Below are 25,766 nucleotides of genomic sequence, written 5' to 3'. Positions count from 1 at the left end.
ATTAACGGGCATCCAGTGTAAATTCAACCACCACTTTACCATTGTCCGATACCCGGGCATCCCGTGAAGGATCCAGCAAGAACAACTGGGCCGCAGGTACGTCGTGAGTGTTGCGAAGGATGTCCTGAACAGCAACTGCTCTGGCGCTGGCAAGTTTGCCGAGCGCTTCTGCTGCCAGTGTACGCTCACCCGCCAGATAAGCCTCGCGGGCTTCTTCCCATGCCTGCTCCGTCGGCGCCCCGTTTCCGCTTGCGGCCAGCTCCTCTCGCAGCAGCACCACGCCATCGGTCACCCGGGATACTCCGCCCCGTATATTCAGTAACAGATCCGGCCGGTTACGCAGGGCCTCAGCCAGGGCTGCCAGTTTTTCTGCCTCGCCGGGAGCCAGTCGGGCATTACCCGGCTCAAAGTATACCTGCCCGAGCTCTTCACCGCTGAGGCCGGCAAAATCAGCAAGCGAGCCCAGAATGCTGAATGGCGATGTAGCAGCCTTGGCCAGCAGGTTCACAAACGTGTTCATAACCACCTGGCCAACGCTGAACTCGGGGTTATCCAGGTCGCCACTGATGGGCAGGTTAATCTCTATTACACCGTCGTTGTTCCGCAACAACGCCAGCCCCAGCTTAACCGGCACATCGACTGCCTGCTCACTGGCAATGCTGGCTCCAAGCCCGAGACGGTCTGCAACGATAAGGTTGGAAGCCTCTATCTGGCTGCCGGTAATCTCATAATCCAGATCCAGTGCCAGTTTTCCACTCTCTACTCCATAGCCCAGGTAACGGCCAATGTATGGCGACAGCGCCGGCAGCGAAAGATCCTGCATAGCAAGCGTCAAATGACTGGTTTCCTCCGTCCCCAGGGGACCTACTGTCCCTTCAAGCTCCACACGGCCGCTGCCTCCCACACGACCGGTTATCGCAACCTTACCCTGCTGGGGTGAGACATTACTGAGCCCGGTGACTGTGCCATTAAGCTGATCGAGTGTGGTGGTAAACACCGGGTCCAGAGTCCGGTCTGTGTAATCAAGCACACCGTTTTCAAGCATCAACTGGCCCACACGGACGATAAACTGTGTCTGTTCACCAGCCTCTGCTTCCGGCGCCGTGGCAGTTGCTTCCGGATCAGTAGCCGGGGAGGCCATGATCTGTTCAATGTTATGCACATTGCCGGTATGGCGCACCAGGTTGATCGCCGGCCGGACAAGGTTGACGGTCCCGATCTCAAGCCTGGCCGGATGTACATTGTACTCAATGGGCGCCAGGCGCAGTGTCTGCCAGGAGACAAGCTGTTCATTGCTTTCCGGCAGTTTGAGGTCCAGCCCTGAAACCTCGGCTGTGCCGCTGAACGTGCCGGTTAAAGGCGCCTCCTGGTTATCAAGGTCCAGGTTTCCGTCCAGCCCCAGAGTACCGCCTGCAATGGCCAGATTCGCCGATTCCTGCAGGTAGGGCTCAAAGGCAGACAGCACAACGCCCGAGCCGGAGATGGCAGCCTCCAGCGTAAAAGGTTGGGGGGTAATCTGCCCATTAAGGGAAAGAGTGCCGCCACTTCCCAGCACTGATTGCAGCCGGTATGAGGTTGGATCTTCCATGGCACTGCGAATATCACCGGTCACCAGTGACAACTGCTCCAGTGTTACTTCTGCAGGCGAGTCCGGCTGTTGATCCTGCCAGAGAACCCGGCCCTCAGACACACGGATGCCCGCCAGTGACCAGCGGAAAGGCCGCTCCGCTTTGGCAGCTGCATCCGGGGCCGGCTCCTGAGCGTCACTGTCCCCGGAAAAAGTATCCAATGCCGCCAGCCAGTCAATCTCGCCTTCCTGGTTACGCGCCAGGGCGATATCCGGCTGCTCCAGACTAATCTCGCCGACACTGGCTTTTCGGGCATTAAGGTCAAAGCCTATGTTGTTAACGGCAATGGCAGCTGTCGTCAGGCGCGGCTCCGCACTCTGTGTGCCTGGCGCTACGGCGAGATCTTCCACTGACACGCTGCCATTGCGGGTGAGCAGATGCAGAACATCGCCTGCCTGAAGCTCATAATCGGAGCGCACGGTCACTTTGCCGCTGCGCAGATCATAGGGAAGGTAAGGTGCGAGAAAGTGCCCCAACGTATTGTGATCCACACCGGTGATGGCGAGGCTTCCGTTGGAATAAAGCGGCGTAACACTGAGCTTGCCCTGCCATTCAAGTGACTGAGTGCCCAGAGACGCCTGCAGGTGATAGCCACTGCGGCGATCCTCCCGCTGCCAGGTGGCCAGATCGTTCAGTGTCAGATCCAGTGGCGTAATCCGGAACTCCGCCATTTCCTCCTGGGTGAAGTCCCGGAACAACACTTCACCCCCGTTGATTGCGAGCTGCTGAAAATACAGTGAAGGCAATCCACCCTCGTCTTCTGTTCCGGACTGCTCTGCTTCCCCATCGTCCTGTTCTGCACGGGCAGCCTGGAAGTCCCGGGCAAAGTTCACACTGTAATCTTCAAGCAGATCGAGCCGGATAAACGGCTCATCAAGTTCAATAGCTTCAAATCCGACAATGCCCCGAACCAGCTCAAAGAAGTTCAGATTGATATACAGGCGGTCGAATGCCACAACCTTCTCATTGTCGCTGTCCTGAGCCGACAGGTTCCGTGCTTCCAGGCTAAGCGTAAACGGATTACTGCGAACATCACTGATCTCTGTCTGCCACCCCATGCGTTGCTCCAGCTGATCAGGCAACGTCCGCTTCAGCCACCAGGGCAGCAACAGAAAGCCCGCCAGGCTGTACAATAGGAGAAGTATGAGCGCACCAATAAACAGGTTTCGAAAAAGATGACTGCGCTGGGGGGCTTGGGCCACTGTTTTTACCTTCTGAAATAATGGAAGTTTTGTAGGGTGACAGTATATAAGGATAGTAGGCCAGGTATGTGTTTGTCAGCCACTGTCACGCAACCGCAGACAGGAGAAACCGAACTCTATATCCTGCACACTGTTTTTCAGGTCTCTTAACCCGTGTTTTTTAACTCTGATTAATGGCTTTCTTCGAACGAGGGCAAATGTTTATGGACATAGGCGATATGCGTCGCGATTTTGAGAGCGAAGGGCTGGATCGCGAAGCGCTGAGCAACAACCCGATACAACAGTTTGAAACCTGGTTCGGGGATGCCCGCAAAGCCGGTATTCTTGAGCCCAACGCCATGTCTCTGGCGACCACTGGTGCCGACGGTATGCCTGATTTGCGGACGGTACTGTTGAAATATTTCGATGACCACGGCTTTGTTTTCTACACTAACTATGAAAGCCGCAAGGCCCATGATATTGCAGAAAACCCCAAAGCCGCGCTGCTGTTCCCATGGATTGGCCTGAATCGTCAGGTGCGTATTCAGGGCGGGGTAGAAAAGGTGAGCAAAACCGAATCCCTTCGATACTTTGCCTCACGCCCGCGAGGCAGCCAGATTGGTGCCTGGGTTTCAGAGCAGAGCAAAGCCATCACATCCCGCGGCCTGCTGGAACAGAAGGTGGCCGATATGAAACGCAAATTCAGCGAGGGCGAAATACCATTGCCCGGGTTCTGGGGTGGTTACCGTATTGTTCCCGAGCGGATTGAGTTCTGGCAGGGCCGGCCCAGCCGCCTTCACGACCGGTTTGAGTATGTAAGGGAAGGTGATGGCTGGCTCATCCAACGACTTCAGCCCTGACCCCGGCGCGGCCGGCACACAGCAAACGCCGGTCATCAAACTGTGCCATCAGACCGGCCAGTTACCGCAACTGGCGCCTGACTGGCTCACCACGGATGAGCAAATGCGGTATCGCAAGCTCCATGGTGCCCGCGCTGCCGAGTTCCTCACCAGTCGCTGGCTGATGCGTCAGGCACTAAGTAGAGCCGGAGCTGTATCACCCGCATCCTGCTGGCCGGTAAAAGGGCGCCCGACTGAGTCTGCCAGCCCGCCAGGCTGGCACCTCTCTCTCAGCCATAGCCACGGCCTGTCTGCCTGCAGCGTTCAATACGGATCAGCGCTGGGCATAGACATTGAACCCAGCAAGCGCCATCCACAATGGCAAAAAGTGGTTAAGCGCTGGTTCTCGTCGGTTGAGCAGGAGTGGCTGTTTCAGGAGGACGACCCACTGGCCTTTCTCAGAGCCTGGACCCTGAAAGAAGCCTGGCTGAAAGCAACCGGACGTGGCATTGCCGGCAACCTGCAAACGCTGGAAGTCCGTCGTAATTTTGAACTCTATGGCGACCGGCCAGATCAGAACTGGCAGGCCTGTGCTTTTTATGCAGAAGGATTTCTGTGCACTCTGGTTTACCGACAGAACGCATCTGACCTGCCTGGCCCCTGGCCGGCTATCACCTTGCTGGAGCCACCCCCTGACGACTACAGCCTGGTCCGGGTGCCGTCACTGGATACCGACTGGGAGCCCCTGTTTCAACGCCGTATCCGTTCAATGTCTTTATAAGCTACGCTAGAGCCATGACAAGCAACCGTAACAATACTCCGGAGACCCATGAACGCTGCCCCTGGTGTGGCACCGACCCCTTGTATGTGCATTACCACGATACCGTGTGGGGGCGCCCGGAATACGATGACCTGGCATTGTTCGAAAAACTCTGTCTGGATGGCCAGCAGGCAGGGCTGAGCTGGATTACGATTCTTCGCAAACAGGCAGGCTACCGTTCAGCTTATGACAACTTTAACCCTGAAAGAATTGCCAGCTACAACGATGCCAAAATCGCCGAACTGCTGACAGATCCGGGCATTGTCAGAAACAAGCTGAAAGTGCAGTCAATTATTAAAAATGCGAGGGGATTTCTGAGCTTGCAGGAAGCACGCGCAGGTTTTTCAGACTTTCTCTGGCAGTTTGTGAATGGCGCCCCGATACAGAACCACTGGCGCAACACCGAAGAGGTGCCGGTTACCACCCCGGAATCCGAGGCAATGTCCCGGGCGCTCAAGAGCGCCGGGTTTACCTTTGTAGGGCCAACCATTGTCTATGCCTTCATGCAGGCCACCGGAATGGTTAACGACCACCTGGTCTGTTGCCCTCAGCACGAACAGTGCCGCCTGCTGGCGTACTGATCGTGCCTTTCGCTCCGAGGGCCCGGGTTATTCTCCAAGCTCCAGCGTACTCTCAGCTGCAACGATAGCGTACTCATGGTTGTGAGGCTCGATAAGCACACCATGCAAGGCAATGACGGCTTTTTCGTAGTCCTCTTCATCAATCACAAACTGGATGTCCACCTGACGCATACTCTGGTGCAGAGCCAATACACTGATTTCTTTATCAGCCAGTGACTTTACCGAGCGCGATAAAATTCCAGGCACCTTCATATCACTGCCGATCGCCGAAACAACCGCCACTTTACGGGTGGTGACCTCCCCCGTGCTGAACTCTTCTTTCAGCGTATTCACCACGCGCTTCACATGCTTGAGCGTGCTGCCTACGTAGTGGGTAATTGTGTTGGCGTTGGTATCCTTGGCCAGAAAGCGCACCTTAAAGCGGCTCAGTACATCGAGAATACGACGATCAGACCCAGGCTCTCCCTGCATATCCTGATCGAACACCTCAATGGCAAACACGCCTTTTGCGCCGGCAATAATTTCCACCTGGGGTTTTTCACTGATGTAGTCGCCCGTGATCAGGGTACCTGTATGCTCAGGCTCGAAGGTGTTCATCACCCGCAGAGGAATCTCCGCCTGACGCAACCCTTTACCTGCACGGGGGTGGATTGCTTCCATTCCCAGGTTCGCCAGCTGATCGGCCACGTCGTAGTTGGTACGGCCCAGAGGAACCACCTTGTCAGCACCCACAATATTGGGGTCGGCAGAACTGAGGTGAAACTCTTTGTGGATGACCGCCTCGCGGGCATCGGTAATGACTGCCACACGGCTGAATGTCATCTCGCTGTAACCGCGGTCGAACGTACGCATCAGGCCTTCTTTGCACTGGGCGTAACCGGTCACGATGGGCAGCTCACGGGTCAGGTCAACTGCGTCAAAGGCCTGCTTCAGCTTCTCGTCAAGAGGTAGCAGCTCCGTGTCGCGCCAGCCGGTCAGGTCCACAAAACGTGCATTGATACCTTCCTGCTGAAGCTTCAGTGCTGTATTGAACGCACTGTGCGCTTCGCCAATACCAGCGAGCATTTCGCGAACGGTCAGCAGGTGCTCTTCAAGCTGGAACTGACCATAGGAGCACAGGCGCTGAAGATCTATCAGGCAACCACGAACACCTTCAATGCGATCCGTAATGAACTGGTCGGCCTGCTGTTTCAGCATCGGGTCTTCAAACAGATCACCGTTAATGTCGGTGAGAAACTTTATCAGCTTCGTGAGGTCGTCACCCCAGGCCCAGTCCGACTCAGCATCGGCAAACAATGCATACACGCCTGGCTCGCCGGTCTTTTTGTGCTCCAGTAGTTCGTCAGTCACTCCGGCGTAGGCAGATACAACAAAAATACGTTGATAGAGGTCTTCATGACTACGATCCGCAACGATAACGTTATCGCGCACGGCCTCGTAGTTGCTCATTGAAGTACCACCGATCTTCTCGACGGTGTGTAGTTGGCTACTCATATCTATACCCTGGCTAACTTGCTGAATGAATATCGGGAGTGACGGGGCGTCTTAAGACGCCTCCGTTACTTCCTCCTGCATGATTTCATCCACACTTTTACCCAGCAGTTCAGCACCCATCTTCAGGTCTTCCTTGCTGGTTGTCAGCGGCATCAGGCACTTGATAACTTCATCGTTCGGACCACTGGTCTCAATGATCAGGCCATGCTCAAAGGCGCGCCTGGTGATCGGATCTGTGAGCTCCGCGCGGGTTGCTTCAATGCCGCGCATCAAACCACGCCCTTTCAGTTTGAACTGACCCGGGTACTTATCGCAAATCGCCTGCAGTGCATCACCCAGAACCTGGGTCTTTTCCTTCACTTCATTGGCGAACTTGTCGTCTTTCCAGTAGGTTTCCAGGGCAGCACGGGCGGTTACAAAGGCCATGTTGTTGCCACGGAACGTGCCGTTGTGCTCACCCGGACCCCAGATATCCAGCTCTGGCTTAAATAGCACCAGCGCCATGGGCAGACCATAACCACTCAGTGACTTGGACACGGTTACGATATCTGGCGTAATACCCGCAAACTCGAAACTGAAGAACTCGCCGGTACGACCATTACCAGCCTGGATATCATCCAGAATCAGCAGCATGTCGTGCTTCTTACACAGGGTTTCCAGACCTTTAAGCCATTCGGCGCGAGCTGCGTTCAGACCACCTTCACCCTGAACGGCTTCCACGATCACAGCGGCAGGTACTTCAATCCCGGAAGAACTGTCGGACAGCAGTTTGTCCATAATTTCGAGGGTATCAACATTTTCCCCGAGGTAGCCGTCGTAGAACATAAAGTCAACGTTGCTCAGTGGCGCGCCAACGCCACCACGGTGATGCTTGTTACCTGTCGCGGCAACGGCCCCGGTGGTTACACCGTGAAACCCGTTGGTAAACGAGATAATGCCAGTACGGCCTTTGACTTTACGAGCCAGCTTCAGAGCGGCTTCAACGCAGTTTGTGCCTGTGGGCCCGGTGAACTGCATTTTGTAGTCCAGACCACGCGGATCAAGAATGTACTTCTTATAAGCATCAATAAAGTCGTGCTTGGCGGAGGTGAACAGGTCCAGGCCCTGGCTCACACCGTCTGATTCAATATACTCAAGCAGCGCTTTTTTCAGCGTATCGTTGTTATGGCCATAGTTCAGTGAACCGGCGCCGGCGAGAAAGTCCAGGTACTGCTTGCCGTCTTCCGCATAAATGTGCGCGTTTTTGGCACGGTTAAAAATAACCGGAAATGCACGGCTGTATACACGAACTTCGGATTCCATGGACTTGATAGTTTCCATTATCTTACCTCTTAGCCTGTTCGGCTTTTTCAATAGGATTCTTTAAGGATGATCTTGAGACTCGGGCGCACGTTACGGCAGTGCGCCTCTGCAAAAATTCTCAGGGCTTGCTGGTAAACGGCCCGATGCGCAGTAAAAACTCGGAATCGTGCCTGCCACCAAAGTGAGCTTCTTTCTCAAAGTGCTCGTGGTGTTCAAGTTCGGCACCCAGATCGCGCGCAAATGAGCGGAACAAAGCCCATGATGCTTCGTTGTCAGCGGTGATCGTGGTTTCCATGTGCGTGACGTTTTTGCATGCATCACGCGCCACAATCTCTTTCAGCATCCGCTTTGCAAGGCCCTGCCCACGACCTTTCTCGTGAACAGCAACCTGCCAGACAAATACGGTTTCGGGCTTGTTGGGGGGGATGTATCCGGAGATGAAGCCGACCAGATCGCCGTCTTTCTCCGCAGCAACACCGGTATCGGCGAAGTCGCTGCACTGCAACAGATTGCAGTAAATTGAATTAGTGTCCAGTGGGGGACACTCTGCTACCAGCTGGTGGAGCCTGAAGCCATCATCCTTGGAGGGTGTACGAAGGGTGATGGCGGTGGTATTCGAATCTTCTGAAGACATAATCTAAGTAGTTCACCTTACAAAAGTTAGTGCTGAATTATATAGACCACCAAGCATATTTCAAGTAAACCGGGGCAGCATTTCGCTATGGGCATCTCTGATTTTCTTGAAGAAACTAATCAAGTCACTTGCAGCCATCCGAAAACATCAACTAAAGCAGAGGGATAAGCCGATAACGGAGGCGCCCAATCTTTAGGCCTCCAAATAAAAACAATCTGTGTGTGCGGAAATCATTCGGGTTCCGAAGAGCTGCTTCGCTTGCCTGTTCTGTGCTATCAATACAAAAACGCTGAAACCGGAGGACTGCATGTTTCTGGACTGGCTATCGGGACACCTGGCCGCCTACCTGTCCAGGCAGGTTGCACAGCACTCTGTGCCCACCTCAACCTATGAAGCTCTGGAAAAAGTGATCAGACCCGGAGATATTCTGCTGGTAGAGGGGAATACCCGCATCAGTGTCGCCATAAAGTATCTCACCCAGTCCACCTGGTCCCATGCTGCTCTCTATCTGGGTCCGGATGCAGGCTTTGGTACGTCAGAAAACGGTGACTGTCATACACTGGTTGAGGCGGATCTGGAGTTCGGCATTCGTACACTGCCGCTTAACTTTTACCGCAACAGCCATACCCGCATATGCCGGCCCGTGGGGCTTGATAAGGGGAACCTGCACATGCTCACCGATTATGCGCTGAGCAGGCTGGGCCAGCGATACGACATGAAGAATGTCTTTGACCTGGCGCGTTACCTTATCCGGACGCCACCCGTACCTGCCCGACACAGGCACAAGTTGCTGTCACTGGGAAGCGGCGACCCGACCCGGGCCATATGCTCCACATTCATCGCAGAAGGGTTTCAGCGCCTGCGGTATCCGATACTTCCAACCATTGACTCAATTCCGGCGGACGATCCGAATTGCGCGCACTGTATTCGTGAGCATTACCGGATCCGGCAAACCTCTTTATTCACGCCCCGTGACTTTGATGCCTCGCCTTACTTCCGGATTATCAAGCCAACGCTGGAAAACAATTTCGATTTCAGGGCCATTAACTGGGCCGACCTTTAACCTGTCTTAATCCCGGGTTGAAGGGCAGGGCGCTCCACAAGGCGCACACGCGGTTTCATCCTTCTGGTTCAGTGCCGTTTGTACGTTGCCCTGTCCGGAATTAAAGGCAAAGGTCGGGCTCCTCAGGTGGTCGGCCATAATGAGTACCAGAATAACCCCGAGCATCACCAGGATTCGGCTGCGGCTATACGCTCGATTCATGCTTTCCTCCCCCATCAGTTTGGCAACCGGAACCAGGGCCGCAGACGAATGCCAAGCAAAGAGCCGGCAAAAGCGCAGGCAAACCAGATCCAGGCATGCAGGCTGGCGTAAGAGGTTAGCGGAGATCCGGGTTCAGCGTATAAGTGCCGGTTACTCTGGCGCTGGCCAGAACATGGCCGGCCATGGCGTTACGTACCGCCTCTCCATCAAACTCTCCGGAAAGCTCCAGGGACTCCACATCCAGTGCATGCACTTCGTAATGATAATGATGCACGATCTCGTCGTTCCAGGGAGGGCAAGGGCCGTCATAGCCGCTGTATGTGCCCGCCATATCGGGGTTGCCCGCCAAAAACTGGGTAAAGTTGTTTACCCCGCGCACACCGACCGGGCCCGGGCCGCCTTCTTTACCCTTGGGCGTTACCCCATCACTGTCTTCGCCTTCCGGAATCCGGCTGACGCTGGCAGGAATATCCACCAAAAGCCAGTGGAAGAAGTCCACCCGTGGAATGTCTTTTGAAATGGTCTTGCCTTCCTGGTTTGCATCGTCCGCTATGCTGGGCACATCCGGATCAAACATCATAACAACAAAGCTTTTTGTACCTTCCGGCGCACCCTCCCAGGACATTTCAGGGTTCCGGTTAGGGCCAAAGCTCATATGATCTTCCGGGTGATAGACGCCGAACGCGAACTTTTCCGGGACCGGCTTGCCCTCTTCAATGCCTTCAACGTTCAGTTTCATGGTATTTTCTCCTGTGAGTGATTACAGCGGTCAGCTGGACTCTTTTTTCTGTCATTGTGCCAGAAACCTCGCCGCTCTGTGATAATAGGTGTAACAGCGGTATCGTATGCCTGTCCATACCCACCTGAGCAAAGGAGCTTCAATGAGCGAACGCAACCCCGACCGGCCGCAACAACCCGAAAGCCAGCAGGATGAAGATGCGATTGCCTTTGCCCAGGGGCTCTTCGAACTGGCACGCAACGGCGGCACCCAAATGCTCCGTCCCATGCTGGACGCCGGGGTACCCCCAGACATGCGCACCACCAACGGCGACAGTCTGCTGATGCTTGCCGCCGGTAACGGCCATGCTGAAACTGTGCAGCTGTTACTGGAGAAGGGCGCCAACCCGGAACTGCAGAACGCAGAGGGCGATACTGCCCTCAGCCTTGCCCGCGCCGCAGGTGCGGATAACGTTATCAGGCACCTGGAGCCCTAGCTCCCGCTTTTACCAAGGGCTTCCATGTTCAACAGAGGCGAGATTATTCACCACAGCCGGGACAAACTCGGCAGCATTCTGGTGGTCGATTACCGTAAACACCGGGTGCTCACGTTCAATACCATATTCGAGCAAAGCAAAATCGACCGCCGATACCCCTACCTGCCCGTACACGAATACAGTCGTGCGATGTTACTGCCCGCAGCGTTCAGCAACCCGCAGCATATCACGCTGCTCGGACTTGGCGGTGGCGTAATGGCCAGTGCCTTTCTTCACCTTTATCCCGAGTGCCGTGTACATGCTGTGGAGCTTCGGGAAGCTGTACTGGAGGTGGCCAGAGAGTACTTCGAGTTACCTGACAACGAGCGCCTGACCGTGACCATTGCCGATGCCCGCCATGCCCTGAGCGGCCTTCCCGGCGCCAGTACCGACATGATTCTGGCAGACCTGTACAGTGCAGATCGTATGAGCCCGGCACAGGCTCAACAGCAGTTTGTAGATCTCTGCAGCCGGGCATTAAGCTCGGATGGCTGGCTGGTTCTGAACTTTCATCGCGCCCCCGACCCGGATGGCCCCTACGTCCGGCAGCTGCGCCGACTCTTTGCCGATCTGCTGGTGTTCAAAAGCAAAACCAACAACATTGTTATCTACGCCAGCAAAAAGCCCGTTGCACCCCTGCACTGGAAAGACCCTTTACTTGCCGGCCTTGAGGAGCAGCTTCCGATCGACTGGAGCCGGTTAATGCGCAGAGTCCGCCGGCTTTGAGCTCATCAGCCGCCTGCTCCAGGCAATTGTATCCACAGCCTGCTGCGCGTTAGTATAGCGCCGCCAGATCCGCACCCCTCTCTGTAACCGGATTCCAGTGACGACAGCCAAGTGCTTTTACTGAAAGAGCCTTTGGCTTTCATTACTTACAGGCCTGATTGTCATGGATAACCTTCACCATATTGTTGTGGTCGGCGGCGGCGCCGGCGGTCTTGAGCTCGTTACCCGCCTGGGCAGAAAACTCGGAAAAAAGGGCAAAGCCCGCATTACCCTTGTGGATGCCGGGCTGACCCATGTGTGGAAACCCCTGCTCCACGAAGTGGCCTCCGGTTCACTGGACGCCAACTCGAACGAAATCAACTACCGCGCCCATGCCCGCAAACATCACTACGAATTCCAGCTCGGGCGCATGAACGGCCTCAACCGCGAACATAAAGAGCTTACCATCGCGCCGTTTCTGGATGATGAAGGAAACGAAGTGGTCCCCGAGCGTTACCTGAAGTACGACACACTGGTTATAGCAGTGGGCAGTACCGCGAACGACTTTGGCACGCCCGGCGCACAGGATAACTGCCTGTTTCTGGACAGCCTCAAACAGGCACGCCGCTTCCACAACCTGATGCTCAATGCCTTTTTGCGCAAGAACCACGAAGCCAGACAGGGCCGGGACCACGATCTCAATATCAGCATTATAGGTGCCGGAGCGACCGGCGTTGAGCTGGCAGCCGAATTACGGCACGCTTCCCGCGAACTGCCCGTGTATGGCATGAACCACCTGAAAGCCTCTGATGTCTCCATAAACGTCATTGAGGCGGCGGACCGTATCCTGCCTGCTCTGCCGGGGCGATTGTCAGCCGCTGCTACCAAAGAGCTTTGCCACCAGGACATAAGCGTTCTCACGGGCCAGCCCGTCAGCGAAATACGTCCCGGGCTTGTGGTGTTGCAGGATGGCACGGAGCTGCCTTCGGAAATGACCATCTGGGCCGCCGGCATTAAAGCACCGGCATTCCTGGCCAACCTCGATGGCCTGGAATCCAACCGTGGCAATCAGCTGGTCGTACACCAGACCCTGCAAACAACCAAAGACGACAACATTTTTGCCTTTGGCGATTGCGCCGCCTGCCCGCAACCCGGCTCTGACAGGCCCGTCGCGCCCCGGGCCCAGGCTGCCCACCAGCAGGCCGACACCCTGTTTAAAACCCTGCGTAACCGCCTGGAAGGCAAGGCTGCGGTACCCTTTGAATACAATGACTATGGCTCGCTGATCAACTTCAGCCACTACACCACGGTTGGCAACCTGATGGGCAATCTCTCGGGCCGCAGCATGTTTATTGAAGGCAAGGTAGCCCGGCTGTTTTACGTATCGCTATACCGTATGCACCAGGTGGCTTTGCATGGTTTCCTGAGGACAGGCGTAATCTGGCTTATGGATAAGATCAGCCGGGCGATGCAGCCCAGGTTGAAGTTGCATTGATGGGGCTCAGCTACTCTTCCGGAAGTGAGACCGCTGGTATGCACTGTATTTTAACCGGCTGTGTTCTATGAAAACGACTGCCCGGCTTTTTGATCAGAGTCCTACTTTTTAAGCTTGCAAATAAAGCCTTCCCAGACTACTGTATATAAACACAGTAACTGCTGGCGAGGTGCCCTGATGAATAAGGATATTCAATCTAAAAAAAGCATTCTGGAACAAGGCGCAGACAAAACACTGCGCCTGAATATTCCGATCCCTGATCCTGAGACAGCTCGACCGGAAGAAGTTATTCATTATCGGGTGCTCGTAGGTCAGGCCTGGATAGAGCGCGATATTGAACAGAATTTCTTGCCCTCCGATATATCCAGCTTCCCCGAGGTTGGCACCTATTGCGACCACAATATGTACCTGATCGACGACGACCTGAGGGGCTCCAAAATTGGTAGCTTTTACGAATGGGGCTGGAACGTTCAGAAAATATGCGATCACTTCAATGCTGTTGCGGATGCACTTGATGGCTGGTTGAGATCAGGAAGAGAAGGAAGCGCTGCGAACTATATCGATATCAAGGCATCTTTTAGCTGACGAAGTTCAAGGCTGAGCCGGGCTGGTTTCACCAAAGCAGCCCGAGCCGATAATCCAGTCTGATAGATCGTCAATGACTGGAGCAATGGCTTCGGTGCGAGCGTTCTTTATGGAACACTCGCATAAAATAAAAACCCGACAGTTTTGCTCCAATTATATGTTGGGATTTTCGCTAGTTTCTTCCAGTAATTCCTGGATTGGCTTTCGAAAACTGATTAAAATGGAACAACTATGTGATGAATCATCACAGGATTGACCCAGAGAGGAGCGGGTAATGAAGGATAAAGAAGGTTTGGCGCTTTTAAACCAGCTGCTTGAAATTTATGACCAAGGTTATATCGCTGAAACCCTTGATGGTCTGGGATTTGATTCATGGTGTCGCGAAACTATTAACCGCTGGGTCAGGGGTAAGGTGGACAGAAAGCTCAGCCACGGTGAGTTTGAACATCTTCAGGCGCTGCTCCCCAAGCCTTTTCAGAATTCCGGGCATGAGTTCAGGTTTATAGACCTGTTTGCCGGCATCGGCGGAATCAGAAGAGGCTTTGAAGAAGCCGGCGGAAAGTGTGTATTCACCAGCGAGTGGAATAAATACGCCGTCCGCACCTATAAGGCGAACCATTACAACGACGATGAGCATGTCTTCAATGAAGATATCCGCGAAGTAACCCTCTCTGATCGCCCCGAGATTTCAGAGGAAGAAGCGTACGCCCATATAGACAAGCTCATTCCTGACCACGACGTTTTACTGGCCGGCTTTCCCTGTCAGCCGTTCTCTATCGCAGGTGTCTCCAAGAAGAACTCTCTGGGCAGAGTCCACGGCTTCGAGTGCAACACCCAGGGTACGCTTTTCTTTGACGTAGCCCGTATTATCGAGGCAAAACGCCCATCCGCCTTTCTTCTGGAAAACGTAAAAAACCTGAAGAGCCACGATAAGGGTAAGACCTTCAAGGTGATTCTGCAGACACTCGACGAACTTGGCTACGAGGTCGCCGATGTACATTACGATGGTTCCCACGACCCGAAAATCATTGATGCGAGGCACTTCGTTCCACAGCACAGGGAGCGCATCGTGCTGGTGGGCTTCCGCCGTGATCTGAATGTCCACCATGGCTTTACGCTGAAGGATATCAGCAAGCATTTCCCGGAGCGGGTACCATCATTTGGCGACATTCTCGATCCTGAAGACGAGGTCGACGATAAGTACATCCTTACTCCTAAACTGTGGAAGTACCTGTACGACTACGCAGCCAAGCACAAAGCAAAAGGGAATGGGTTCGGGTTTGGTCTTACCGGGGCTCACGATGTGGCGAGAACACTTTCCGCAAGGTACTACAAGGACGGATCAGAGATTCTTGTTGATCGTGGCTGGGATACGGATGCCGGCTTTGACGATATGATCAACCAGAGTAATCGCCCGCGGCGACTCACGCCTGCCGAATGTGCAAGGCTGATGGGATTTGACGGCCCCGGGGAATCTAATTTCAAGGTTCCGGTGTCTGACACGCAGGCTTATAAGCAGTTCGGCAATTCCGTCGCCGTTCCTGTATTCCGGGCTGTAGCTAAAATGATGAAACCGCGCGTACTGGAGGCCCGCATCAGAAATGAAGGGCGCAGAACAGAAGCAGCCTGACGATGGCTGACGTTCACGATCCCGCTACCCGCAGCCGCAACATGGCGGCTATCAAAGGGAAAAATACGAAGCCGGAAGTCTTGCTGAGAAAGAGTCTGTTCAGCAGAGGCTTCCGGTTTCGCATCCACCGCAAAGACCTTCCGGGCAAACCTGATATCGTCCTCCCCAAGTATCGTGCCGCCATATTTGTTCAGGGGTGCTTCTGGCACGGTCATACAGGGTGTCCGATGTTTCGCCTGCCAGCTACCCGCCGGGAGTTCTGGGAAGACAAGATAACCGCTAATAAAGACCGTGATCAGCGGAATATAGCCGCCCTCAGAGAGATGGGCTGGCGTGTGCTTGAAGTCTGGGAATGTGCTTTTAAGGGGCCGGGGCGGCTGAACCATGAGTCAATGTCGGATCTGGTAGCAGAATGGATCCTTAACGGTACTGACTTCGGACAGATAGAGGGGCACTCAATCACTACTCCCGCCTGACCCGTGGTGGTCTGTTAATCCTTCCCCTTCAGCTGCTCCACCTACTCGCATCAGCCCCCCTTAGCCTGGACTGGCGGTAATATAAATGCGACATTAAATCCCTGAAAGATCCAACGCCGGGCATAAAGGGAGGCCATCGCATTATGGCATTGCTGTGGAAGTTTTTGCGGAATGAGGCGGGAGAAGATGAGGGACTTGCAGATGCAGGTATTGAGACTTTCAGAGATGCGCCCTTCGCCGGCCTCGCCCGCGAATGTGGCCAAAACAGTATCGATGCTGCCCGGCGCTCCGGACCGGATGGAAATGTCGAACGGGTAATTATCCGCTTCTGGAAAGAAACTGTACCGACTGAGACTGTGCCTGATATCGCTGGATTCAGAGCGACTATCGATGCCTGCCTGAGTCGTGCAAGAAACAGGCGAGACGATAAAGAAATTCAGTTCTTTGAGCGGGCCAGACGAATTGCCAGCGCCACGGAAATAGACCTGCTGCACGTGATCGATGAGGGGACCACGGGGCTCATTGGCCCATGCGAACCTGGTACACCTTATCACGCTCTCATCAAAGCCAAAGGCGTGAGTAAGAAAGGCGATGATACCTCAGGAGGCTCCTTCGGTATCGGGAAGAACGCTGCGTACGCAGTCTCAGCCCTGAGAAGCGTCTTCTATTCAACGGTCTACGAAGATTCATCTGGTAACAATCAGTTCCTGGCGCAGGCCAAAGCTATTCTCGTTTCCCACAGCAAAGGCCCCGGCCAGGAGCACAGCGCAACGGGATACTGGGGCGAAGCCGAAAATTATATGCCCGCCACAAACGTATCAGGGTTGCCTGAATGGCTGCAGAGAACCGAGCCAGGGACTACAGTGACAGCGCTTGGTTTTTTGTCAGAGGAACAGTGGGACTGGCGTATCGCTGAATCTCTGGTGCGTAATTTTTTCACCGCTGTCCACAACGGGAAAGTGATTTTTGAGGTTGGGGATGAGCTCGTTATTAACCGCGATACTCTGCCAGGACTGTTTGCAAACGAAACACTCCGTGAAGTCGCCTCCAGCCGCGGCTCTGACGAAGATCTGAAGTTCAGTCATAACCTCTATCGCTGCCTCACAAGTCCTGAGAGCGCTCGTTACGAGGAGACCATTCACGGACTGGGCAGAGTTAAGCTGTCTATCCTGATTGAAGACCGGCTTGAGAAGCAGGTTGGTCTGATCCGGAATGGCATGTTCATCACGTCCCGCTTCAGGCATTTCAGAGAGAAACTTGCCCGGTTTCCCCTGCAGAAAGACTTCATCGCAGTGATTGAGCCAATTGATGACAGCGCCTCCGCCAACATCAGGGCTCTTGAGAATCCAAGACATGATGAGCTTTCTCCCGAGCGGATTGAAGACCCCCAGCTGAGTCGCTCTCTGAGAGCAGCCGTCAACAAAATGAACTCCTGGATCCGGGAAAAGATAAAAAGTCACACCACGCTCCCGCCGGATGACGAAATTCAGCTGGATGATCTCAATGACTTTTTCTCAGCTCCGGAAGATAAAACCGACAGAATGCAGAACACGGGCAACAGCGAAAAAGACCCCGCATCGATTAAAGTGAAGATGCGGAAGAAACCGGAGAGCTCAGGTGCATCTGTGTCTGGTGGATCAGAAGGCGGAAGCGGCGGCGAGAAACCGGGAGGAAGCGGAGGAGCTACCAGCGGACCCGGAGCCGGTGGAGGAAAGGGTGGAGCATCTGGCCCCCGTGGAGGGCCGGTCCCTATAAAGGGATTGCGCAATACCGTCCAGGGAGGTGATACCCGGTCCAGAATGATCTTTTTTACGCCAGAGAAGTCGGGCCCGGCAAGCCTGGAGGTCATTGCCGCTGGTATTGCCGATGAAGAAAACCTGCCTATAGTCGCAGCAACGGGACATAAGGTAACTAAGGGTGCATGTGAGATTGAGCTGAAAGAAGGGGAGCGGATAGCGATTTCGGTTGAACTGGCTGAACCATATGAAGGGCCAATTGAAGTCTCGCTCAGACTGAAAGAGGAAAATGATCATGAAGCTCAAGGGTGATACCCGTTTCCCGTACCCGGTACTGGCCAGCTTTACGGATGATTATCCAGCAGCAAAGTTCAGTCTGGAAGTTGAGCCCGTCCGGGAAGTAACTGAAACCGGTGAAGTCGAGATTCGGGGAGAGCTCCGGCCAGGCGAACAGTTTCTCGATCATGCGCTTGCTGAGGGAATGCTTGAGTGCGGATTATACATCACCTGCGAACATACCTACTTTTCAGAGTTTCTTGCCATCTCCCCCGGCAACTGGAAGGTAACCGTTGCCGGCGGGAATCTCAGGGGCGTGGTTAAGCTTAGAGCCATTATCTATGTTGCTGCAGAAACCTTGTCGGTGCCCGCAGGCTTGATACATGAAGAGTTCGGAGAACAGGATTTTCTGCTAAGGAAATACTCTCTCGCTGGCGTGAGTGACGAGTTCGAATTTGAGGCTGGGCTGGATAAGCTGGTCCCGATGGAATCTGTATTCCGTCTTGAATCGACGAGCAGTGTTGAGAACGGCTTGTTCAGGGTAGGTACAGATACCCAGGCGATCGTTATTCAGGTTCATCCAACGCTATACAACTCACTTAATCAGGTCCGGAACAGCGGCCATGGACGTCAGATACTGCTGTCATCGTTGTACCTCCCGTGCCTTATTGAGGTGCTTGATGTCGCTTCCAGGGATAAGTGTGATCATCTCAGGTGGTACCGGGCAATCGAATCCCGTTGCCGTCAGGTAGGAGTAGAACTCGACGGAAAAGACCTCCTGAGAAAAGCGCAGTTATTACTCGACTGCCCGGTCGGCAAGGTACATGAAGCGGTGGAGGCGCTGAGTTAATGAGCCTGAACAAAGTACTTTATGTTGGTCAGGCGGTTGCCGATCAACTGATCGATTCAATAGATGAAAACGTGGATCGATATTGCTCGGAAGGATTTCAGGATCTGGCAGAGCAGGGAAACTGGGAAATTGCTACCAATCTCACCTACGATCCTGGCCCTCTGAAGGAGCTGGACCCGGCGAGGACCGCTGAAGCGGAGATTAATAACTCAATACTTGTATGGCGGTCACTCAGCAGCCTCACGCCTTCTCTGGCAACTGAAAACAGAATCTGGATCCGGTTTACTCACCTTGAATGCCTCGGATTCTCTCAAAAGCGCTGGCTTGAAGGGAAAACAGGAGAGGCTCTTACTAAGGCGATCCGTGCTCATTTTTTTGCTGATACCCGGACGAGATGGAGAGATGATAATGCTGTTTCGCGGCTCTGGTGGAACTACTGGATTGCGCAGAGACTGATGCCTGAGGATCCTGAGAAGGCACTGAGTATTATATTCCGATCAACCGACATGCGGCTCAACACCGTTGAGCGTCCCGGACTGTTTATCCGCCCTGCAATTTCCGCCGGTATACTCAGGACTTTCGCTTCGGATGAATGGGTTCTCGCGCGTGAGGAACGCTGGCGCAAATTCATGACTGAGCTCAATAAAGCTGGAGCTGGTAAGGTCTTCGAGGCAATGAAAGAAACGGAGATAGACCAGTTGATGAATAGGTGTCTGGATCGCACCAAGTCAGCCTTTGCATTCTGATCCAACTCCCAAGCTCACCATTGTAATTTCTAACGTTTTCAGAATTTTCCGAGTGGAGGTATTGCAGTGTTCGATTCGGTAAATGAAATTTTTGAGGGCGCGGCAGCAAAGTATCTGAGCGCTGTAGATGCTGACCCGGCCAGGTCTAACCAACATGAAATTGGCGGGTTGCCCAGTGTCGGATTCAAAGGCTATCTTGGGACTCCCGGAAAGTCTGACAGGTCCCACTTCCCGGGGACGATGGCATACCTTACGGACGAAAAAAATACTGAGTTCTGCCGGGATGAAGTCACTTGGTACGACGCGCGCTGGAAAAACCCGAAACGCTCACCGGAATACCGGCTTTACTACAAATCCAACCCTGTAACGGAACTGATCCAGCCGACGGATTTCTTCCTCGTAGCCAAGAAGCGCGACGGAAGCCTCCTCCTTCTTTTTACTCCGGCCGGCTCATCCGTAGAATTTCAGCTACGCCACCTTTTTGGGTTGTCGGATATTGACCAAGACTTCACCTCTGCATCCATGCCGCCGCAGACTCTCATCCTTCCGATTAAATTGCTGCTTGAAGACCTTGGTGTCAAAGCATTCGACGAGAGGGAGGTTCAGAATGACCTTGATATGCTATTGACGAGATTTCCCGACAAATTTCCCAAAACAGCAGAGTTCTCCGCTCTAGCCAGAGAAGTAACCGACTTTGATTGTATCGCAGATTCCGATGAAGCCCTGATAGGTTGGATGGAGCGTGAGGAGGCGCTATTCAGAGCATACGAACGGCATGTAGTATCTGAAAGAATTCGCTCAGGTTTCGGCGCTTCAGGAGACGATGTAGATGAGTTCATTGCATTCTCTCTGAGCGTTCAGAACCGCCGGAAATCCCGGGCCGGTCATGCTTTTGAGAATCATCTAGGGTTTATTTTTCAGCATAACAACCTCCCATTCCAGAAGGGCGGCGGTACGAACGTAACTGAAAACAAGGCGAAGCCTGACTTTCTGTTTCCCAGCTTTAGCGCTTATCACGACCCAAAGTATCCAAGGGAAAAGATCTTTCTTCTCGGTGCAAAAACAACGTGTAAAGATCGGTGGAGACAGGTTCTGTCAGAAGGTGACCTTCAGGACCGAAAATTTTTGGCAACACTAGAGGCTGGTATCAGTTCGCCCCAGACCGACGAGATGAGCGCTAATAATCTGCAGTTGGTCATACCGAAAGCCATCCATGGGAGCTTCACTGAAGCACAACAAAACTGGTTATACTCGATAGCGGATTTTATCAAAATGGTTAGGCAGGCAGTGTAGATTACCTTTTCATTGATCTGATCAGATACCTAGGCCTGATCCTCTGCGGCAGCCAGATCATTACCGAAGCAATCTTCAAATAGTGTTCGGCATTACCCGTTGCCACAACCCGATATCAGGCCCGGGCAGTATTTTCCCAGTTTTCCGCCAGCTTATTGATCGCCTGCCGCGACAACTCCGATAGCCCTGCCGGGTTCTCGTTGGCATAGGCAATCACTTGTTGCTTCATGCTTCGGGCCCAGAACTTTTGCAGATGGTCAGCGGCGACGTCGGTTACTTTATCGTCGTCGCCATGGTGCAGGTTGTTGGCAATAATCTGATCGAGCATTTTGATCAGGTTGTTTAATTGCTGTTCGCTCACTACAGATTCTCCTGAGCTGTGTCATCACCGCTGGTATAAATTACGTGCCGCCCGGGGCGGGCAAAGCCGATGAGGTTCATGCCGCTTTCACGGGCCTCCCGAATGGCCAAAGCCGTAGGGGCAGATACCGCCACCAGATTCCCTATACCCACGCTGGCGCTTTTCTGTACCATTTCAAAACTGGCCCGGCTGGAGATCAGCGCAAAGCCGTTACTGAAGGCTTGTTCGCCATGCTCCCGTATGTGGGCGCCAATCAGTTTATCCAGGGCGTTATGTCGGCCGACATCTTCCCTGGCCCGAACGATTCTGCCCCGTGAATCGCACCAGGCCGCACCATGGGTAGCGCCGGTTTGCAGTTGCAGGGGCTGACTTTTTTTCAGGTTTTTCAGTGCATCCTGCACAGCCATGTCACTGGGCAGAGGCTGTGGGGCGACCCGCTCAAGGGTTCGCACCACGTGGGCCAGTGACTCTGTACCGCAGAGCCCGCAACCGGTTCGCCCCGCCATGTTGCGGCGCTGCTCCCGCAGGCGGGCATAGCAATCGCCGGCAATGTGCATGTCCACTTCTATGCCGTCTTCGCCCGGCTTTATCTCAACACTGAACAGCTGGTCAGGCCGTTGCAGAATGCCTTCGCTCAGGCTGAAGCCCAGAGCAAAATCTTCGAGATCACAGGGCGAGGCCATCATTACCGCATGGGACACGCCGTTATAAACCATGGCTACCGGAACTTCTTCCGCAACCAGATCCCGGGAGCGGGCACCTTCGATACCCCCACGCACGCTTACCCGGGTTTCACTCATTGGTGAGCGTGAATGGCTGGCGAATGAGTCTTCCATAGCAGCCATTGCCTGGCTACTTGAGTGTGTCTGCATGACTCTCTTCCTGCTTACCCATGGCCGGCTTCAGCAGTGCCTGCTGGCGCTTGTCGAAATCCACAAAGTCGCGCTGCCACTCCGATGGCCGGGACACTTTCTCGACCTGCACGGCTGTGACCTTGTACTCGGGGCAGTTGGTGGCCCAGTCGCTGTTGCTGGTGCGACGGGTCTGAGCGCCGACGTTATACTGGGAGAGAATTCGCCCTGTGGTCAGCAGCAACGGGAAGCGGCGGTTGGCGCGCTCTTCGCTGGCCAGATACTCGGTCACAGCAAACCGGCCCTTGCCGATGGGGAAATCCACCGTGTGCATGGTGGGCGTGCCTTCCGGGTAGTCTTCGTTACAGGACCACTGAATGCTGCCCAACTGCCCCAGCTTGTTGTAGTTCACGCCGGTAAATGTGGGGGTTAATGAGGCGATTTCATCCATGATTTCAGAGGGATGGTTGTAGTGCATGGGATAACCCCATGGGCAAACTTGGCGGTTTCGTTGAGGAAGATGTCCTGCACAATCAGGCAATCCAGCGCTTTCAGCGCCGATTCCACGTGCTGGGTATTAGGGTCTGACTAGGCAATGTCTTCGCCCTGCACGTTGTTCTGTCCCCGTAACGGGTTAACACCCCCGCCTTCTTTGCCAATGTTGCCGGTGGCCAGCGCCAGGTTGGTTTTCAGGCCATAGCCGGTAGGGGAATGGCATACCCGGGCACAGGTATCCGTATTGTTGTTGCCAAAGGCCGCACGCACCAGTTTCTGCACCAGATAGGTTTCTTCGTTGGTGCAGCGTGAGGAGGTAATGCCGCCGATGCTTTCACGGCCGTATTGGGCTTGAATGCCTTTGAGCTTTTTCGCCGAAAATGCCAGCGCTTCGTCCCAGGACACAACTTTCCAGGGGTCGTTGATGGAATCGCGGATCATCGGCTCCCGAATGCGATCCTCGTGGGTGGCATAGCCAAAGGCAAAGCGACCTTTCACGCAGGAATGGCCGTGGTTGGCCTCGCCGCCTTTGTAGGGAACCATGCGAAGTACCTGGCCGCCTTTCATCTCCGCCTTGAATGAGCAACCGACGCCGCAATAGGCGCAGGTGGTCACAACGCTGTGGTCGGGCAGGCCTTCTTCAATTACGGTTTTTTCCATCAGCGTGGAGGGGGGCAGGCCTGCACAGCTTTGATGGGCCTGCCGGTAAAGGTGCCGGCCCCAAAATCTTCCAGAACTTTGCGCAGGGTTACGCCAAAGGCCAGCTCAATCAGGCCACCCTGTTTGATGTTGCCTGCCAGCTGGATGGGCAGGGTGCCCAGGGAATGGCCCATGCCGTAATCGGCGTTGCACACCACGTATTTTTGCTGGCCGTGAGGCTCATCCAGCACCGTCTGCCATTTGATGCCTGCGGGGAAGGCTGCGCCGCCACGACCGCGAAGACCGGAGGCTTTTACTTCATCCACAATGTTCTGAGGTGTCAGCGCAGCGGCTTTCTCCAAACCGGCGAAGCCATCATGAGCAATATAATCATCAATACAAACAGAACCAGCTGGACAGCCACGAACACCGCCTGGTGCGTTTTGTTACCCGGTGCGAAGGCCTGATGATGCGCAAGGGTGAGCACCCGAATATCCGCAGCCTCAGAGACCTGAGTGATTCGGGCCTTCCCTTTATCAGCCGTGATCGCCATTCCGGCACACGCATTCTGTTTAACCTGCTACTGAAACAGCAGGGGCTGGCTGAAGCCAGCATTAATCGCAGTGCTCAGCCGGAGTTCACACACACGGCCATTGCCGCTTTTGTAGCTTCCGGCATGGCAGACGTGGGCTTTGGTGGGAACACACCTACTTGTCTATCAGGCCAGTGATGGGCAAACTTGGTAAAATCGCTGGGCGGGCTGCAAAAATGTGACACAAGCGCCGCCAACCGCCCCTCTCCGGCATGCATTCTTTAAATGGAGTTCTGATGGATCCAATGCTCACCCTGGTCGGCGCCCTGATGCTTGTCATCAGTATCGTGCTGAGCCCGCTCTCAAGCCGCGTCGGCTTGCCGGTTCTGCTGATTTTTCTGGTGGTCGGCATGATGATGGGCAAAGACGGGCCAGGTGGCATTGAGTTTGATGACTTTCAGCTATCTTTTCTGGTCGCCAATCTGGCACTGGGCGTTATTCTGCTTGATGGCGGCATGCGCACCCGGGCGGAAACCTTCCGGGTGGGCCTCAGGCCGGCACTGATTCTGGCCACTGTGGGCGTCGCAATGACCGCCCTGGGTGCAGCTGTGGTTGCCTGGCTGGTGTTTGACCTGCACTGGATGACGGCCCTGCTGGTTGGCTCCATTATTTCATCAACCGACGCAGCGGCTGTATTTTCGCTGTTACAGGGGCGCGGACTGCACCTGAACGAGCGGGTGAGTGCCACGCTGGAGATCGAATCCGGCAGTAACGACCCCATGGCTATTTTCCTGACACTGATGATGGTCACTCTCATTGGCAGCAATGGCGACCATGCGATTCAGGATTCACTGATTCTGCTTCTCAAGCAATTCAGCATCGGCGGTGCCGGCGGCATCATAGGCGGCTACCTGATTGCCGAACTGGCTAACCGGATACGTTTGACGCCATCCCTGTATCCTTTGCTGGTCGGGGCGGCCGGTATTTCTGTGTTCTCGGCGATCAACGCTCTGGGCGGCAGTGGCTTTCTGGCTATTTATCTGAGCGGGGTCGTCATTGGCAACCGGGATGTGCGCATGATGCCCATGATTCTGCAGGTGCATGATGGCCTCGCCTGGCTGGCGCAACTGTGCCTGTTCCTGATTCTTGGTTTGCTGGTTAATCCCTCAGACCTGCTTCCTCTTGCTGGCAGCGGTCTGGTGCTGGCCCTGGCGCTGATCTTTGTTATTCGTCCGATAACCGTTCTGGCGACGATATGGCCATTTGGTTTCAATGCCCGGGAGCTTGGCTTTATCAGCTGGGTAGGCCTGCGAGGCGCAGTGCCTATTGTGTTGGCGCTGTTCCCGATTATTGCCAACCTGCCTGAAGCGCAAGTGGTTTTCCACGCAGCCTTCTTCATTGTGCTGGTTTCCCTGCTGGTGCAGGGCACTACCCTGACACCGCTTGCGCGTCTGCTGCGGCTGGAAATCCCCACCGATGGCGAGCCCTACCGGCGCCTGCCGCTGGATGCCCCGGCAACCGGCGACCATGAACTGATGCTGTTCCCCCTGCGAGGCAAGAACTGGGAGACGCCCAGATTGCTGGGCCAGTTGCGTTTTCCCAAAAATACGGCGGTTGCCGGAGTGTTCCGTAACCGGGTTTGCCTGCAGCCCAAAGCGGACCTGAAAGTGTCCAGCGGAGATATGGTCGCCATGTTTGCCACGCCTGATGTGCTGAAAGAGCTGGGCAAGTCCCTGAGTGGGCGGGAAGCGCCCAGATACCTTGCCGACCGAACGTTTTTCGGGGACTTTGTCCTTAATGGGGATGCCTTACTCGGGGACGTAGAGCAGGTTTATGGCATTGAGTTCAAAGAGCTGTCGCCGGAGATGTCTCTGGCAGAATGCTTTGCCAAACGCACCAAAGGGCACCCGGTTATCGGCGACAAAGTTGTCCTTGGTCCGGTAACGCTGGTGGCCAGAGATACCCGGGCTGACCAGGTAACAAAGGTTGGCCTGAAAATGGACGCCTGAGTCCGCATCACTATAAAAATTAACAAACTCATACACCAATTAATCTGTCAGATTGTGCTATAAACTCATCTGCACAAAGATTAATTATTGG

The 25,766-nt window shown here is 54.5% G+C and carries 24 protein-coding genes and 2 pseudogenes; 16 read left to right on the top strand and 10 right to left on the bottom strand.

All coding sequences use genetic code 11. The annotated features are described in order from the left end of the window. Window position 1: 1 nt before the first annotated feature. On the bottom strand, window positions 2-2,830 hold the full coding sequence (locus tag FFI95_RS03890; RefSeq protein WP_144821074.1) for a DUF748 domain-containing protein: 2,829 nt from the start codon (window positions 2,828-2,830) through the stop codon (window positions 2-4). Between the two features lie 203 nt (window positions 2,831-3,033). Between FFI95_RS03890 and pdxH the strand changes: the two genes are divergently transcribed. From pdxH to FFI95_RS03875, 3 genes are read left to right on the top strand one after another with little or no spacing between them, the layout of a single operon-like run. Then, the gene (gene pdxH, locus FFI95_RS03885) at window positions 3,034-3,669 is read left to right on the top strand and encodes a pyridoxamine 5'-phosphate oxidase (RefSeq protein ID WP_144821450.1); all 636 of its coding nucleotides are present in this window, start codon (window positions 3,034-3,036) and stop codon (window positions 3,667-3,669) included. Beyond that, window positions 3,638-4,429 carry a 4'-phosphopantetheinyl transferase family protein gene (locus tag FFI95_RS03880; protein WP_144821073.1) on the top strand — a complete coding sequence of 264 codons (792 nt, stop codon included), beginning with the start codon at window positions 3,638-3,640 and terminating at the stop codon, window positions 4,427-4,429. The genes pdxH and FFI95_RS03880 overlap by 32 nt, the downstream gene beginning before the upstream one ends. A gap of 14 nt (window positions 4,430-4,443) precedes the next feature. Then, window positions 4,444-5,049, top strand: coding sequence for a DNA-3-methyladenine glycosylase I (locus tag FFI95_RS03875; protein WP_144821072.1), 606 nt, complete (start codon window positions 4,444-4,446; stop codon window positions 5,047-5,049). A gap of 27 nt (window positions 5,050-5,076) precedes the next feature. Here the strand turns inward: FFI95_RS03875 and FFI95_RS03870 are convergent, their stop codons facing one another. The 3 genes from FFI95_RS03870 to ectA all read right to left on the bottom strand — a co-directional run bounded on the left by FFI95_RS03870 (window position 5,077) and on the right by ectA (window position 8,479). Beyond that, on the bottom strand, window positions 5,077-6,543 hold the full coding sequence (locus FFI95_RS03870) for an aspartate kinase (RefSeq protein WP_144821071.1): 1,467 nt from the start codon (window positions 6,541-6,543) through the stop codon (window positions 5,077-5,079). A 51-nt stretch (window positions 6,544-6,594) separates the two neighbouring features. Beyond that, window positions 6,595-7,863 (bottom strand): diaminobutyrate--2-oxoglutarate transaminase, encoded by a 1,269-nt coding sequence (gene ectB, locus FFI95_RS03865; protein WP_144821070.1) that lies wholly within the window; start codon window positions 7,861-7,863, stop codon window positions 6,595-6,597. Window positions 7,864-7,963: 100 nt separating this feature from the next. Next, window positions 7,964-8,479 (bottom strand): diaminobutyrate acetyltransferase, encoded by a 516-nt coding sequence (gene ectA, locus FFI95_RS03860; protein ID WP_144821069.1) that lies wholly within the window; start codon window positions 8,477-8,479, stop codon window positions 7,964-7,966. A 307-nt stretch (window positions 8,480-8,786) separates the two neighbouring features. Between ectA and FFI95_RS03855 the strand changes: the two genes are divergently transcribed. Continuing rightward, window positions 8,787-9,542 carry a C40 family peptidase gene (locus FFI95_RS03855; protein ID WP_144821068.1) on the top strand — a complete coding sequence of 252 codons (756 nt, stop codon included), beginning with the start codon at window positions 8,787-8,789 and terminating at the stop codon, window positions 9,540-9,542. A 6-nt stretch (window positions 9,543-9,548) separates the two neighbouring features. Here the strand turns inward: FFI95_RS03855 and FFI95_RS03850 are convergent, their stop codons facing one another. Together FFI95_RS03850 and FFI95_RS03845 are read right to left on the bottom strand one after the other, a co-directional pair. Then, complete coding sequence (locus tag FFI95_RS03850; RefSeq protein WP_144821067.1) at window positions 9,549-9,743, bottom strand: hypothetical protein; 195 nt, start codon at window positions 9,741-9,743, stop codon at window positions 9,549-9,551. 115 nt (window positions 9,744-9,858) lie between these two features. Continuing rightward, window positions 9,859-10,482, bottom strand: coding sequence for a YbhB/YbcL family Raf kinase inhibitor-like protein (locus FFI95_RS03845; RefSeq protein ID WP_144821066.1), 624 nt, complete (start codon window positions 10,480-10,482; stop codon window positions 9,859-9,861). 142 nt (window positions 10,483-10,624) lie between these two features. Between FFI95_RS03845 and FFI95_RS03840 the strand changes: the two genes are divergently transcribed. From FFI95_RS03840 to FFI95_RS03795, 10 genes are all read left to right on the top strand, one after another. Further along, window positions 10,625-10,957, top strand: a complete 333-nt coding sequence (locus tag FFI95_RS03840; protein ID WP_144821065.1) for an ankyrin repeat domain-containing protein — start codon at window positions 10,625-10,627, stop codon at window positions 10,955-10,957. A gap of 24 nt (window positions 10,958-10,981) precedes the next feature. Next, the gene (locus FFI95_RS03835) at window positions 10,982-11,722 is read left to right on the top strand and encodes a spermidine synthase (protein ID WP_144821064.1); all 741 of its coding nucleotides are present in this window, start codon (window positions 10,982-10,984) and stop codon (window positions 11,720-11,722) included. Between the two features lie 163 nt (window positions 11,723-11,885). Continuing rightward, entirely contained in the window at window positions 11,886-13,196 is a 1,311-nt protein-coding gene (locus tag FFI95_RS03830; protein WP_144821063.1) for an NAD(P)/FAD-dependent oxidoreductase, read from the top strand. Between the two features lie 177 nt (window positions 13,197-13,373). Then, window positions 13,374-13,781, top strand: a complete 408-nt coding sequence (locus tag FFI95_RS03825) for a hypothetical protein (RefSeq protein ID WP_144821062.1) — start codon at window positions 13,374-13,376, stop codon at window positions 13,779-13,781. A 274-nt stretch (window positions 13,782-14,055) separates the two neighbouring features. Then, window positions 14,056-15,411 carry a DNA (cytosine-5-)-methyltransferase gene (gene dcm / locus FFI95_RS03820; protein ID WP_144821061.1) on the top strand — a complete coding sequence of 452 codons (1,356 nt, stop codon included), beginning with the start codon at window positions 14,056-14,058 and terminating at the stop codon, window positions 15,409-15,411. A gap of 2 nt (window positions 15,412-15,413) precedes the next feature. Beyond that, window positions 15,414-15,887 carry a very short patch repair endonuclease gene (locus FFI95_RS03815; RefSeq protein ID WP_144821060.1) on the top strand — a complete coding sequence of 158 codons (474 nt, stop codon included), beginning with the start codon at window positions 15,414-15,416 and terminating at the stop codon, window positions 15,885-15,887. A gap of 143 nt (window positions 15,888-16,030) precedes the next feature. Next, the gene (locus FFI95_RS03810; RefSeq protein ID WP_144821059.1) at window positions 16,031-17,935 is read left to right on the top strand and encodes a hypothetical protein; all 1,905 of its coding nucleotides are present in this window, start codon (window positions 16,031-16,033) and stop codon (window positions 17,933-17,935) included. After that, the gene (locus FFI95_RS03805) at window positions 17,919-18,749 is read left to right on the top strand and encodes a hypothetical protein (RefSeq protein ID WP_144821058.1); all 831 of its coding nucleotides are present in this window, start codon (window positions 17,919-17,921) and stop codon (window positions 18,747-18,749) included. Before FFI95_RS03810 ends, FFI95_RS03805 begins: the two co-directional genes overlap by 17 nt. Then, window positions 18,749-19,495 carry a DUF6339 family protein gene (locus FFI95_RS03800; RefSeq protein WP_144821057.1) on the top strand — a complete coding sequence of 249 codons (747 nt, stop codon included), beginning with the start codon at window positions 18,749-18,751 and terminating at the stop codon, window positions 19,493-19,495. Before FFI95_RS03805 ends, FFI95_RS03800 begins: the two co-directional genes overlap by 1 nt. Window positions 19,496-19,561: 66 nt before the next feature. Continuing rightward, entirely contained in the window at window positions 19,562-20,788 is a 1,227-nt protein-coding gene (locus FFI95_RS03795; RefSeq protein ID WP_144821056.1) for a type II restriction endonuclease, read from the top strand. Window positions 20,789-20,903: 115 nt separating this feature from the next. On the opposite strand, the gene FFI95_RS03790 is transcribed toward FFI95_RS03795, so the two are convergent. The 4 genes and pseudogenes from FFI95_RS03790 to FFI95_RS15355 all read right to left on the bottom strand — a co-directional run. After that, window positions 20,904-21,149, bottom strand: coding sequence for a formate dehydrogenase subunit delta (locus tag FFI95_RS03790; protein ID WP_144821055.1), 246 nt, complete (start codon window positions 21,147-21,149; stop codon window positions 20,904-20,906). Beyond that, window positions 21,149-22,021, bottom strand: coding sequence for a formate dehydrogenase accessory sulfurtransferase FdhD (gene fdhD / locus FFI95_RS03785; RefSeq protein ID WP_144821054.1), 873 nt, complete (start codon window positions 22,019-22,021; stop codon window positions 21,149-21,151). The genes FFI95_RS03790 and fdhD overlap by 1 nt, the downstream gene beginning before the upstream one ends. Further along, window positions 22,002-23,188, bottom strand: a pseudogene (locus tag FFI95_RS03780) (molybdopterin oxidoreductase family protein); the annotation flags it as partial. The gene fdhD and the pseudogene FFI95_RS03780, both read right to left, overlap by 20 nt. Continuing rightward, window positions 23,164-23,532: pseudogene (locus FFI95_RS15355) on the bottom strand (hypothetical protein); the annotation flags it as partial. The pseudogenes FFI95_RS15355 and FFI95_RS03780, both read right to left, overlap by 25 nt. Here FFI95_RS15355 and FFI95_RS03775 point away from each other — a divergent pair. Next, window positions 23,472-23,864, top strand: coding sequence for a substrate-binding domain-containing protein (locus FFI95_RS03775; RefSeq protein WP_144821053.1), 393 nt, complete (start codon window positions 23,472-23,474; stop codon window positions 23,862-23,864). The pseudogene FFI95_RS15355 and the gene FFI95_RS03775 overlap by 61 nt on opposite strands. Before the next feature lie 98 nt (window positions 23,865-23,962). Next, complete coding sequence (locus FFI95_RS03770) at window positions 23,963-25,675, top strand: potassium/proton antiporter (protein WP_144821052.1); 1,713 nt, start codon at window positions 23,963-23,965, stop codon at window positions 25,673-25,675. Window positions 25,676-25,766 lie beyond the last annotated feature (91 nt).

It is taken from the genome of Marinobacter piscis (genome assembly GCF_007671655.1).
Taxonomy (GTDB): Bacteria; Pseudomonadota; Gammaproteobacteria; order Pseudomonadales; family Oleiphilaceae; genus Marinobacter; species Marinobacter piscensis.
The sequence above is the reverse complement of the archived record's forward strand: the minus strand, read 5'-3'. Positions and strand labels throughout refer to the sequence as shown.